The organism is Marinobacter sp. DUT-3, assembly GCF_050379435.1.
GTDB lineage: Bacteria > Pseudomonadota > Gammaproteobacteria > Pseudomonadales > Oleiphilaceae > Marinobacter.
Map to the genome: position 1 here is coordinate 84,257 of NZ_JBNRMG010000004.1, position 12,392 is coordinate 96,648.

Sequence of the window (12,392 nt, forward strand, 5' to 3'; positions counted from 1 at the left end):
TCTTCCCAGACCGTGCATTGCCAGGGATGGCAATGCCGAGCCCCCAGGGATGGGTTTACGGCGTGTCTGGGATGAGGTGTCTCGTAGCCATGCTAACTCCGGTTCAAAAGCAGTTTGTGTCATATACTTGTAACACTGGGGCGTTGTAATGAAGCAGCAACAATACTAAGTCTGATACAGGTTAATGCTCATGACTGGAAAAACTGTCCTGATCGTCGATGACGAAGCCCCGATCCGCGAAATGATCGCCGTGGCCCTCGAAATGGCTGACTACGACTATCTGGAGGCATCGGACGCCCTCGAAGCGCATGCCCTGATCGTCGACAAACAACCCGACCTCGTCCTGCTCGACTGGATGCTCCCCGGCACCAGCGGCGTGGAACTGGCCCGACGCCTCAAGAGAGAAGAAGCCACCGCCGATATACCCATCATCATGCTGACCGCTAAAGTCGAGGAAGATAACAAAATCCAGGGCCTGGAAGTCGGCGCCGACGACTACATCACCAAACCTTTTTCACCAAGGGAACTGGTCGCGCGCCTCAAGGCCGTACTGCGCCGCGCCACGCCCCCCGGCGTCGACACCCCGATCGAAGTCGAAGGCCTGACCCTCGACCCCATCGGCCACCGTGTCTCCACCGAAGACGGCGCCCTCAACATGGGGCCCACGGAATACCGATTGCTGCAATTCTTCATGACCCACCAGGAACGGGTATATACTCGCTCACAGTTACTGGATCAGGTCTGGGGAGGCAACGTCTATGTGGAAGAACGCACGGTCGACGTTCACATTCGCCGCTTACGCAAGGCCCTGGGCGACCAGTATGACCACTTGATCCAAACCGTCCGTGGTGCTGGCTACCGTTTTTCGACCCGAGCGGCATAATTGGCCGGCACCCGCGCCATACCAATCGTAAGGCTGTTGCATGCAACACAACTGGTCACGATATTTACGACTGATTATCGGCTTCCTGGTCATCTGCACCGCCGCTGGCGCTTTTTTCGGCTACCCGATCTACGGCCTGACCATCGGTCTGATTGCCTACCTCTGGTGGACGCTGATCCAGGCCAAACGCCTTTACCACTGGCTCGGCCATCCCAGTGCCACCAGCGAGGCGCCTCAAAGCGTGGGGTTGTGGGGCGATATCTTTGATGGTCTCCACAAACTGCACCAGAACCACCTCCGCCTCCAGGACCGACTGAGGGCGCAGATCAACCGGGTACAGGAATCCACCAATGCCATGCGTGATGGCGTCATCATGACCGACGCCAGTGGCGCGATGGAATGGTGGAACGGCTCCGCGGAATACCTGCTGGGGTTTCGCCGCAACACGGACCGGGGCCAGTACATCCATAACCTGATACGCACACCGGCATTCAAGGCTTACTTTGATGCCCGGGACTATCGGGATTCTCTGGAGATCCATTCACCGGCCAAACCGCACATCCGCCTGCAGATCCAGATCAGTCTGTTTGGGGACGATGATCGCCTGATCGTCGCCAAGGACGTCACCCGGCTCTACCAGTTGGAACAAATGCGCCGCGACTTCGTGGGCAACGTGTCCCACGAGATGCGCACGCCCCTGACGGTGATCAGCGGCTATCTCGAAACCCTGGTGGACAATGCCGATAGTCTTCCCCCCAAATGGCGGCGCGCTATCAACACCATGGCACAACAGTCCTCGCGGATGGAGGCGCTGATTACCGACCTGATCCTGCTGTCAAAGATTGAGACCGGGGAGCAAACCGTCAACGACACCGTGACCGACGTCGAAGCCCTGCTCAGACAGATCTGTCACGACGCCAGTGCCCTCAGTGGAGACAAACAGCATGAATTCAGCGTCAACATCACCGATCACCGACTGCTGAAAGGGGATGAAAGCCAGTTACGCAGCGCGTTCTCCAATCTGGTGTTCAATGCGGTGAAGTACACACCGGCAAAAGGCCATATCACCATTAACTGGAGCGCAAACCGCGAAGGCGCCCATTTGTCGGTCCGGGATACCGGCATCGGCATCGATCCGGTGCACATACCACGTCTGACCGAGCGCTTTTATCGCGCCGACCCCAGCCGCCACAAGGAAACCGGCGGCACCGGCCTGGGCCTGGCCATCGTCAAACATGTTCTGCTGAACCACGATGGCAACCTGGAAATCCGCAGCCGGATTGGTGATGGCAGCGAGTTCATCTGCCACTTTCCGAGGGAGAGACTGGTCGAGCGGGCGCCGGAAAAGATCTCCTGATCAGCGACTGCCGGCACGAAAGCGGGCAATAAAGCGGGACAGGTCTTCCATTTTCTTCGGGTCTTCATCGACAAAACGGATGGTGACACTGACAAAGTCGGTGTCCTGCCGCTTGTCGACCGCCTGTAACTGGTGAATATAGCCGTTCAGCCTGGCCATCTGCCCTTCGGCAATCTCGATGTCCACGACCGCCTGATCGAGAATACCGGGAAAATCCTGATCACGCCGGGCGATCACCCGGACCTCCGTCAGGGTGATGTCCTTGACCACGGATTTGAGGGTACTGTCAGCGAACCGGATCGACGCCACGCTCATTGCTCCCCGGGCCACGGGTGATTTTTCACTGGTCCCCGCACCCGACTTCAGCAGCGGCGATGCCGTCGGGCGGTTCTCACCCACAGCAGGCGCAGGCTCGGGCTTCCGCTTCTGGGTCAACAGGTCGGCGGATTCCTTGAAAGCATCCGCCGGGCCACCCATGGATTTGCCGCCACGATCCATCGCGTTTTTCAGTGTTGGTCCCATCACCTTGATGATCTTCTTGCTGAGGCCATCCGGACTGAAGGGCTTGCCGAGGTACTCGGACACTCCCTCCCTGACGGCCTCAACCACGTGGTCCTTGTCACCACGACTGGTGATCATGATAAAGGGAACCTTTTCATACTGGGGTTGCTGCCGCATCCACTGCAGCAGCTCCAGGCCGGACATTTCCGGCATTTCCCAGTCACAAAGGATCAGATCAAACACCGTGCGGGACATCAGCGACTGGGCCCGTCGACCGTTCTGGGCATCGGTGGTTTCAATGACAGGAAAACGCTGGCGCACCGTTCGCTTCACCAGATCCCGGACAAAGCTGGCGTCATCAACCACCAGCGCTTTCAGCGTTGCCATGTTTTTCGACCTTCTCACCGCCAACTGGATAAATATACGCAACAAACTATAGAACAAAGCCGGCGGCCAGGGACCCCATGGCTACAAAAACACCACAATTCATATCAACAGTGGAACCGCCGGGTTAAAGAATTGTCACCCAGAGAGGCCCAAACCGGTATTTCCGTTCGTAGAAAAAAGGCTAACATGGGGCAGCCGATGCGAGTTGGACACCTCATCATTCGTTTATCACACCGAGGTTTTGCGTGCTTAAGAGACAATCAGGGACTACCCCAGGCAAAAGGATTCTCCGTTACCTCTCAGTGACTGGCATTCTTGCCGTTTTTTCACTACCGGCATCTTCAGATACCAGCTCCAGTGACAGCTTTCAGGAATGCGTCGCCGGACTGAAGACCCATGCCATCGAAGCGGGAGTGGCGGAGGCCACGGCCAGCGATGTGCTGTCACAGGTGGAGCACCTGGATCGCGTCATCGAACTGGATCGCCGGCAACCGGAGTTCACCACTACCTTTGCCGATTACCTGAACCGACGGGTCAACGACGACCGGATCAGCAACGGGCGCTCGCTGTTACTGGAACACCGGGAACTGCTGGCCAATGTCACCCGGGAAACCGGGGTGCCCGCGCCGTATCTGCTGGCTTTCTGGGGTCTGGAGACCAACTTTGGCACCTACTTCGGCAAAATGTCCGTGCCCAGCTCCCTGGCGACCCTGGCCTGCGATCCCAGGCGCAGCAGCTTCTTCACCGAACAGTTAACGGCCGCATTACAGATTATTGACGAAGGCGCCATTCCCGCTGAGCAAATGGAAGGCTCCTGGGCCGGCGCCATGGGCCACGTCCAGTTCATGCCCACCGTGTTCCTGAAACACGCCGTGGACGCCGATGGCGATGGCAAGCGCGACCTCTGGAACAGTCTGCCAGACGCGATGATGTCCGCTGGCAAATTCCTCGCAGACCTGGGCTGGGACAGCGACTACCGCTGGGGTCGGGAGGTACTGCTGCCGGAAGACTTCGATTATGAACTGGCCGATGGGCGCCGCCTCACTCTGGACGAATGGAACAAACTGGGAGTGACCGACGCGTTTGGCGACCCGCTGTCGAACGAACCGATCAAAGCCGCGCTGGTGGTGCCATCCGGCCACCGGGGCCCGGCCTTTCTGGCGTACCGGAACTTCAACGTGATCATGGGCTGGAACCGCTCGGAATTCTACGCCATTGCGGTCGGCCACCTGGCGGACCGGATTGCCGGTGCCGGCGCACTGCGGAACCCGCCACCGGAGGATCAGCCAAACCTGTCCCGGGACGATATCCTGGCCCTGCAACAGGCCCTCAACGACAACGGTTTCGACAGTGGCGAACCTGACGGCATCATGGGCCCGGCCACACGCTCGGCCATCCGTAGTTTCCAGGCAAGGCATGACATGGTCGCTGATGGTTACCCGGGAGAAACGGTCTTTTCCAGGCTCGACCTTGATCTCTGATGAAGCATAGCTGAGCCCATGGATTCGATAACACAAGCAGCCCTGGGCGCCACCATCGCCGGCGCCGTGGCAGGCAAGACACTCGGACGCTCCGCACTCCTGGCCGGGGCGGTCCTTGGCACCCTTCCGGATCTGGACGTGGTCATAGATTACGGGACCGCGGTGGCCAATTTCACCCAGCACCGCGGATTCACCCACTCACTGTTCATACTGGCGCTTCTGTCTCTGCCGCTGGCCTGGGCACTGTGGCGCTGGAAACCGGTAATCAGCTACCAGCGCTGGCTGGCGCTCACCGGGCTGATACTGCTGACCCACCCCCTACTGGATGCCTTTACTACCTATGGCACCCAGCTGTTCTGGCCACTGGGGCCGCCCATCGCCCTGAACAGCATTTTTATTATTGACCCGCTGTATACCGTGCCACTGCTGGCGGCCATTGCCTGCTTCCTGGTGAGACCGGAAAAAACCGGAAGCCTGATGGCCGGCCTGGGCGTTTCCACGCTTTACCTGGTGTGGACCCTGGTCGCGCAACAGGTCATATCCAACCGGGTTGAACCTGCGCTCGCCGATGCGGGACTCGCGGATGCACCGCGCATGGTCCAGCCAATGCCGTTCAACACCATTCTGTGGCGTGTCACCGTCGTCAGTGACGATCGCCGGGTAGAGATGGTGACCGGCTTCCTCGATGGGGACACGCCACTGACGCTGGAGTCGTTCCCCCGGGATCCGGCCCTGGCGGAGCAGGCAAGCACTCTGAAGGAGGGTCAGCGCCTGGCGTGGTTCACCGATGGGTTCCTTCATTATGAACAGGTTGATGACTTGCTGCTGGCCACCGATGTGCGGCTGGGTGTGCCCGGCGCGCATCCGTTTACCTTTGTGCTGGCAAGGTATAATGGCGATGCTCTGGAACCTGCCCCCAGTTATCGCCAGGACCGCCCAGCCCTGCGCCGCGAGTTGCTGGGCGCGCTCTGGGCCAGGCTGACCGGCGCGGCACCGGTCCTGTGCCTGGCGAGCCTGGAATTGCCACCGCCGGGGGAAGGCTGCTCGTAATCATGCGACTGGACCAGTTCATTGCCACCACAACTCCGTTGTCCCGCAAGGAAGCCAAGCGGGCCATCGGGCAGGGGCGCGTGATTGTGGACGGTCGGGCGTGTCGTCAGGTAGCCACCCACATCAGCACCGATGCCAGGGTATCTCTGGATGATCATCCGCTGGCCTTGCCCGGAGACCGCTACCTGATGCTCAACAAGCCGCAAGGCGTAGTGAGCGCAACCACCGACAGCGACCACCCCACGGCTCTGGACCTGCTGCCTTCGGGGCTTCGGCCTGACCTTCACATCGCCGGTCGCCTGGATGCCGACACCACCGGGTTGTTATTACTGACATCGGACGGTCAGTGGTCGCACCGCGTGACTTCCCCCCGGGTAAAATGCCCCAAGACCTACCGCGTCACTCTCTGCGATCCGATTACTGAAGTCGCTCTTCAACAGCTGCGGGACGGCATCGAACTGAGGAACGATCCCAAACCCACCAAGCCGGCCGACGTGCTTTGGCTCAGTGAGCAAGAGATTGAACTCACCATCGCGGAGGGTCGTTACCATCAGGTCAAACGGATGCTGGCCGCCACCGGCAACCGCGTCTCGGCGTTGCACCGGCTACGCATAGGCGCCATTGAGCTGGACAGCCGTCTTGCGCCGGGCGAGTTCAGGGAACTGACCGAAGCGGAAATCAACGCCATCCCCTGACAAACCCTCAGATTCGTTCGAAGCGCTGGGCTTTCAGGTTCTTGCGAACCGCCCCGGCCTCAAATACCTCGCCGTTCATGGCAATGTAGACACCCGCGGGCAACAGCTGGACCGCCGCCCAGGCAAAGCCAAGGTTGAACACAGCATCGCTGCGCCGCATTCTCGCCGGCTGCATCGCCCCGAGCAGAACGATGGTTTTGTCACCGACCGTCTCCAGCGCCTGCGCGGTTTCCGCCATGGTGTCGGTGCCGTGGGTTATCAGGATCTGACCGGACTCCGACGACGCCACCGCCTGCCGGATCTGCTCTCGGTCCTCATCGTTGATTTCCAGACTGTCCTTTCGCATCAAGCCGGTGATCTTATACCCGTCGTGAATATTGGATTCACTCAGCAGCTCCGGCAACAGGGAGTCGCCGACTTCGAACTCGCTGTTGGCATCGAAATAAACTTTGTCGATGGTGCCACCGGTCGTCATTATCTCGATCATCGGTTTGTTTCCCGCCTGCCTTTATCAGTTGACGTCGGCTGTCGAATGCTCACCGACCGCCGTGTTATTCGCCGCTGCGGCGTAGGCAGCGTTCTTTTCCCGTTCATAGGCCTTCGCCGCCGCGGCCACCTTGCCGACCGCGCCAGTGTCCAGCCAGCGGCGGATACGACCGGCATCCCCCATGGGCGAACGAGTCCCCAGCGAATCAAGCAGCACGGTCACCACCTGCTCACCATTCATATTGGACACCATGACCAGACAGCGTCCAGCCTCTGACAGATAACCGGTTTTGCTAAGCGACACGCCCCAGCTATCCCGGTGAACCAGAACGTTGGTGTTACCAAACGACAGGCTGTAACGGGGCTGGCGGAAATGACCAGTGAAGTAGCGTGTGGTGGAATAGTCCCCGATCTGCGGGTGCCTGGCCGCCGCATTCGCCAGCCTGACCAGATCCGAGGCGGTGGAGGTGTTTTCCAGGGACAACCCCGTTGGGTCCACAAACTGTGTGCGGGTCATGCCCAGCTCCCGGGCCTTCTCATTCATCGCCCGGACAAAACCGTCGTATCCGCCGGGATGATGACGCGCCAGGGTGTAGGCGGCGAAGTTTTCCGATGACATCAGGGCAATCCGCAGCATGTCCGAACGGCGCATTTCCGAGCCCACGCGAATTCGGGTGTAGGCGTTGGCCGCTGCAGGCACATGGCGTTCCCGGAATTCCAGCCACTCATTAAGAGGTTCCCCCGAGTCCAGCACGACCAGTGCGGTCATCAGTTTGGTGACCGATGCGATGGGCACAACCCTGTTCGCGTGCTTGTCGAACAGCAGCCCGTTATCGCCCGCGTGTGCCACGGCAGCATTGACGGACGCCAGTTGAACGGGCTCCCCATCACGGTTATGGGCGTGGGCCTGGGATACTGCGATACCGCACATCAGAAGCATCATGCCGGACAGGACAATTCGGAGCATCAATCTACCTCGGGGACATCTCGTTAACGGTGGCAAAGGTGCCGCCTACTATACCAGCGAATCCCGGCGATGGACTGCCCCCTGAAGGAATCGGGCATTAACACTCTTTCAGAAATGCACGGTCCGCGAATATCGTGCCCGCGATCACACTTTTCACTCATCCGTTTTAAACGGCAAATGCAAAACACTATAAAATGCCGTAAAATTACTTGGAATTCATAATGTTACACAATATTTATATTTGTAATCACTGTGTAACGGCCAACTCTGGCATATCGGACAGACCACAGGACCATTTCCCTGAATGGACTCATCGGCAAACCAGCAAACTCACCCGGGCATCCTCCTTGCCAATACCTGGCGAAAAATCCCGGGTCTGATCCGGCGCTGGTTACCCCTTAGCCTCCTTGTTTTCGGCCTGTCTTACGGACTGCTCGCTGTATCATTCCTCGCTTCAGAGCGTGATATCACGCCAGGATACGAGCTGGCGGAACTGGGCACAGAAGATCACGCCGACCACGTGGGAATGGCATTCACACTACACCCGCTGGAAGACATACTGACCGCGCCGGCTTCGTCTGCCCCGTCCTGGACCGCCACGTCAGAGAACCACACCGGCATTGGCTACCTGAACCAGCCGGCCACCTTCCGTTTCACTCTGGACAATCCGGATTCGCAACCCAGGCGCAAGCTACTGGTGGTTGCCGCCCCCTCCCTTGATCACATTACGCCGGCGATGATCACCCCGGCCGGACGAGTTGAACGGCTACCACACATGGGCGATGTCCACCCGTTCCACAACCGCCTCTTTGACCTGCCACAATGGATCTGGCCCGTCACCCTCGAACCGGGCACAACCACATTCCTGTTTGAGGTTGAAAACTCCGGCCCGACCCTGCTGCCGCTCTCCATTCACGAGCCGGAGACCATTCTCGGTGACACCGCCTTCACCCTGGCATGGAAGGCCTTCATCGGCGGATTGCTCGCTTTCGCCCTGCTATTCAACATCAGTATTGTCATCATGCTGCGACGCCCGGGCCTGGCATGGCTGAGTGTGCTGATGGTGGGGGTCATGCACAGCCAACTGGTTATGGACGGATTCGGGCTCTGGTTCCTGTGGCCTGAATGGCCACAGTTAAATGCCTTGCTCAGCGTGTCGCTGCCCTTGTGCCTGATCGCACTGTGCCAGTTCACGCCTCACTTCCTGTCCATCCCCCGCGCGATTGCCGGCATTCTCAATGCCATCAGTCTGATCGCCCTCGCCCTGGCCGTTGTCACCCCGCTGGGCCTGACGTTCCCCGGGCAGGGTTCCCTGCTGGTACTGGCAACGGCTACAGGCGTATTCATCCTTGCGGTGGTGGTGCAACAGCTTCGCCGACATGTCTACGCCCGCTATTACGGCCTGTCGATCCTGGCCATTTTCAGTGGCGCGATTGTGTCGTCGCTGCGCACGATCGGATGGCTCCCGGTTAACAGCTTCACAGATTCTGCCTTTTTCCTCGGTGCCGCCCTCGCGTCACTGATCCTGACCAGCGGTGTGGGTCGGCTACTGCTGGAGGAGCGTAAAAAACGGCTAAGCGCCGATGTGCGGGCGAGACAGGAGGGGCAACTGAGGGCAAGAATCGAAAAGGATTACGACCGGCTGCTGAAAACCCACCGGGTCACCGGTAAACCCAACCGGGCAATCCTGGAAGAATCCCTGGAAACGCTCAACAGCAAAAAGATTCCTTATACCCTCTGCCTGGTCCGCCTACACCGGTTTAACGAAATTGAGCAGACTCTGGGTTATCGCACCGCCGAGGAACTGCTGAAAACCTACCTGCGACGCATGAGCCGTTTCCTTGAGCGTACCTTCGACGTCCGATTGATAAGAATCAACGGCCACGCCCTCGCCAGCATCGACACCCTCAATCACGCCTTTGCTTTCCACCGGCATGGTGACAGCGGCGATGAACAGTACTTCATGGCAGAGTTGGAGACCTGGCTCGACACCCATTTCCGCGAGGGGCGCTTTGCCTTCTCCTGGAGCCCATCGGTGGGTATTGCCCACGCGCCCGAACACGGCCCCGATGCACCGGGCATTCTTTCATCGGCTGGCTTTGCTTCCCTCAAGGCCGATCAGACCCTGTGCGAATATGATCCGTCCATTGCCGAGTGGCAGTACCGGCAGCAAATCCTGATGCTGGACGTCGAGGAAGCCCTGACCAACGACAGCATGTGGCTGGAATACCAGCCCAAGGTGGGCATTCGTGATGCCCGGGTCAGTTCGGTGGAAGCGCTGATCCGCTGGCAGCATCCCGAATTTGGCAGGGTTCCGCCGGACCACTGGATCCCCCTCGCCGAACAGGTGGGCGTGATTCATCCGGTCACGCTGTGGGTGATTAACCAGGCCTGCGATGACTACGAACACCTGACCTCGAAATTCGGGAGGAATATCTCGGTAGCGGTGAACATATCCGCCAAGGATCTGGCCCACCCGAGGTTTGACCAGGAAGTACTGGAGATCATCACACGCCATAACATGCGCCCCCGGGATCTCATTCTGGAAATCACCGAAACCGCGATGATGGCGGACCCCAAAGCGGCACGGGCGATGATTCACATCCTGAGCCAACAGGGCTTCCGTATTGCCCTGGATGACTTCGGCACCGGCCACTCATCCCTGGGCACCCTGGCGAGTTTCGACCTGGACGAGCTCAAGATCGACCGTAGCTTTCTTGAGGATATCCTCGACCACCCGGCCCGCCAGCGCATCTTCCGCGCAGCGTTGGAGCTGGGTGAAGCGCTGGATCTGGACGTGGTCGTGGAAGGCGTGGAAGACGAAGCCGTTGCCGTCTGGCTCCAGCAATTCCCCGGCCTCCATGGCCAGGGATATTACTGGGCCCGGCCGGAGCGGGTTACGGCAAATCGGTAACCGCGCCGAGTGATGCGGAACTGACAGTGCGGGCATACTTCGCCAGCACGCCCCGGGTAAAGCGGGGTTGCGGTGCTTTCCAGGCCTTGCGCCGTTTCTCGAGCTCCGCCTCCGATATATCCAGCTCAATGCGATTGGTGACCGCATCGATGGTAATGGTGTCACCATCTTCCACCAGGGCAATAGGACCGCCCTCGGCCGCTTCCGGGGTAATATGACCGACCACAAAGCCGTGGCTGCCACCTGAGAACCGGCCATCGGTAATCAACGCCACATCGCTGCCCAGGCCCTTGCCCATGATCGCCGAGGTGGGACTGAGCATCTCGCGCATTCCGGGGCCACCTTTCGGGCCTTCGTAACGAATCACCAGCACATCACCGGCCACCACCGTGCCATCCAGGATCCGCTCCTGGGCCTCTTCCTCGGAATGGAACACTCGCGCCCGACCGGTAAAGTGGGTGCCTTCCTTGCCGGTAATCTTGGCTACCGCACCGGTGGGCGCCAGGTTGCCGAACAGAATCCGCAGGTGGCTGTCGGCCTTGATGGGATTGTCGAAGGCATGAATGATGTCCTGCCCTTCCGGATACGGCGCCACGTCCGCCAGGTTGTCCGCCAGGGTCTGGCCGGTCACCGTCAGGCAGTCACCGTGCAGCAGCCCGCGATCCAGCAGCATTTTCATCAGCGGCTGGATACCGCCGATGGCCACCAGCTCGGACATCATGTAATGCCCGCTGGGGCGCAGGTCCGCCAGTACCGGCACCTTTTTGCCAATCTCGACGAAATCGTCCAGCGACAGCTCAACTCCCACGGTGCTGGCCATGGCCAGCAGGTGCAGGACCGCATTGGTGGAGCCACCCAGGGCGATCACCACGGTGATGGCGTTCTCGAACGCCTCCCGGGTCATGACGTCCGAGGGTTTGATGTCCTTTTCCAGCAGATTCAGCACCGCCGCCCCGGCGGCCCGGCAGTCCTCCGCCTTGGAGTCGGACACCGCGTTCTGCGCCGAACTGCCCGGCAGGCTCATGCCCATGGCTTCGATGGCCGACGCCATGGTGTTGGCGGTGTACATGCCACCACAGGAGCCAGGGCCGGGAATCGCGGTTTCCTCGATCTGCTTCACCTCGATCAGGTCCAGATCGCCACGGTCGTGGGCGCCCACCGCCTCGAACACCGAGATAATGTCGGTGTGGTTCTCCCCGGGCATGATGGTGCCGCCATAAACAAAGACCGACGGGCGGTTCAGCCGCGCCAGGCCCATGATGCAACCCGGCATGTTCTTGTCACAGCCACCAATCGCCACCAGACCATCAAAGCCCTCACAACCGGCGGTGGTTTCGATGGAATCGGCGATGACTTCCCGCGATACCAGCGAGTACTTCATGCCCTCGGTGCCATTGGCGATACCGTCGGACACGGTGATGGTGTTGAAGATCAGGGCCTTGCCACCGGCATCGTCAGCACCGGCCGCCGACTCTTCCGCCAGGCGGTTGATGTGCATATTGCAGGGGGTCAGATTGCTCCAGGTCGACGCAATGCCCACCTGGGGTTTGCGGAAATCTTCATCGTTAAAGCCCACCGCCCGCAGCATGGCGCGGCTGGCGGACTTGCCGATGCCATCCACCACCGGGGCGGAATGTCGACGGCGTTTGTCCTCGGTCATCGGTGTCTCCT

General features: G+C 59.8%; 10 protein-coding genes. 6 read left to right on the forward strand and 4 right to left on the reverse strand.

What is annotated here, in order from left to right:
- Positions 1-190: 190 nt before the first annotated feature.
- Together phoB and phoR are read left to right on the forward strand one after the other, a co-directional pair.
- On the forward strand, positions 191-883 hold the full coding sequence (phoB, locus tag ACQUWM_RS08745; protein WP_406989423.1) for a phosphate regulon transcriptional regulator PhoB: 693 nt from the start codon (positions 191-193) through the stop codon (positions 881-883).
- Between the two features lie 40 nt (positions 884-923).
- Positions 924-2,240, forward strand: a complete 1,317-nt coding sequence (phoR, locus tag ACQUWM_RS08750) for a phosphate regulon sensor histidine kinase PhoR (RefSeq protein ID WP_428921864.1) — start codon at positions 924-926, stop codon at positions 2,238-2,240.
- Here phoR and ACQUWM_RS08755 read toward each other — a convergent pair whose 3' ends face one another.
- Positions 2,241-3,128: a response regulator gene (locus ACQUWM_RS08755; protein WP_407002889.1), complete on the reverse strand. Its 888-nt coding sequence runs from the start codon at positions 3,126-3,128 to the stop codon at positions 2,241-2,243.
- A 302-nt stretch (positions 3,129-3,430) separates the two neighbouring features.
- Here ACQUWM_RS08755 and ACQUWM_RS08760 point away from each other — a divergent pair, with 302 nt between their 5' ends.
- The 3 genes from ACQUWM_RS08760 to ACQUWM_RS08770 are packed head-to-tail and all read left to right on the forward strand — an operon-like array spanning position 3,431 to position 6,354.
- Positions 3,431-4,609, forward strand: coding sequence for a lytic murein transglycosylase (locus tag ACQUWM_RS08760; RefSeq protein WP_428921865.1), 1,179 nt, complete (start codon positions 3,431-3,433; stop codon positions 4,607-4,609).
- Between the two features lie 18 nt (positions 4,610-4,627).
- Positions 4,628-5,659 (forward strand): metal-dependent hydrolase, encoded by a 1,032-nt coding sequence (locus tag ACQUWM_RS08765; protein WP_428921866.1) that lies wholly within the window; start codon positions 4,628-4,630, stop codon positions 5,657-5,659.
- 2 nt (positions 5,660-5,661) lie between these two features.
- Positions 5,662-6,354, forward strand: coding sequence for a pseudouridine synthase (locus ACQUWM_RS08770; RefSeq protein ID WP_428921867.1), 693 nt, complete (start codon positions 5,662-5,664; stop codon positions 6,352-6,354).
- Between the two features lie 7 nt (positions 6,355-6,361).
- Here the strand turns inward: ACQUWM_RS08770 and ACQUWM_RS08775 are convergent, their stop codons facing one another.
- A complete protein-coding gene (locus ACQUWM_RS08775; protein WP_407002892.1) occupies positions 6,362-6,841 on the reverse strand; it encodes an asparaginase domain-containing protein in 480 nt (159 codons plus the stop codon).
- A 24-nt stretch (positions 6,842-6,865) separates the two neighbouring features.
- A complete protein-coding gene (gene pbpG / locus ACQUWM_RS08780) occupies positions 6,866-7,807 on the reverse strand; it encodes a D-alanyl-D-alanine endopeptidase (protein ID WP_407002893.1) in 942 nt (313 codons plus the stop codon).
- A 304-nt stretch (positions 7,808-8,111) separates the two neighbouring features.
- Between pbpG and ACQUWM_RS08785 the strand changes: the two genes are divergently transcribed.
- Positions 8,112-10,721 (forward strand): EAL domain-containing protein, encoded by a 2,610-nt coding sequence (locus ACQUWM_RS08785; protein ID WP_428921868.1) that lies wholly within the window; start codon positions 8,112-8,114, stop codon positions 10,719-10,721.
- On the opposite strand, the gene ilvD is transcribed toward ACQUWM_RS08785, so the two are convergent.
- Positions 10,705-12,381 carry a dihydroxy-acid dehydratase gene (gene ilvD, locus ACQUWM_RS08790; RefSeq protein WP_428921869.1) on the reverse strand — a complete coding sequence of 559 codons (1,677 nt, stop codon included), beginning with the start codon at positions 12,379-12,381 and terminating at the stop codon, positions 10,705-10,707. The two genes, ACQUWM_RS08785 and ilvD, sit on opposite strands and share 17 nt — an antisense overlap.
- Positions 12,382-12,392 lie beyond the last annotated feature (11 nt).

Excerpts from the sequence above, each read along its gene's own strand:
- pbpG (WP_407002893.1), bottom strand. The coding sequence starts at position 7,807 with ATGCTCCGAATTGTCCTGTCCGGCATGATGCTTCTGATGTGCGGTATC.
- ACQUWM_RS08755 (WP_407002889.1), bottom strand. The coding sequence starts at position 3,128 with ATGGCAACGCTGAAAGCGCTGGTGGTTGATGACGCCAGCTTTGTCCGG.
- phoB (WP_406989423.1), top strand. The coding sequence starts at position 191 with ATGACTGGAAAAACTGTCCTGATCGTCGATGACGAAGCCCCGATCCGC.
- ACQUWM_RS08770 (WP_428921867.1), top strand. The coding sequence starts at position 5,662 with ATGCGACTGGACCAGTTCATTGCCACCACAACTCCGTTGTCCCGCAAG.
- phoR (WP_428921864.1), top strand. The coding sequence starts at position 924 with ATGCAACACAACTGGTCACGATATTTACGACTGATTATCGGCTTCCTG.
- ACQUWM_RS08765 (WP_428921866.1), top strand. The coding sequence starts at position 4,628 with ATGGATTCGATAACACAAGCAGCCCTGGGCGCCACCATCGCCGGCGCC.
- ACQUWM_RS08785 (WP_428921868.1), top strand. The coding sequence starts at position 8,112 with ATGGACTCATCGGCAAACCAGCAAACTCACCCGGGCATCCTCCTTGCC.
- ilvD (WP_428921869.1), bottom strand. The coding sequence starts at position 12,381 with ATGACCGAGGACAAACGCCGTCGACATTCCGCCCCGGTGGTGGATGGC.
- ACQUWM_RS08775 (WP_407002892.1), bottom strand. The coding sequence starts at position 6,841 with ATGATCGAGATAATGACGACCGGTGGCACCATCGACAAAGTTTATTTC.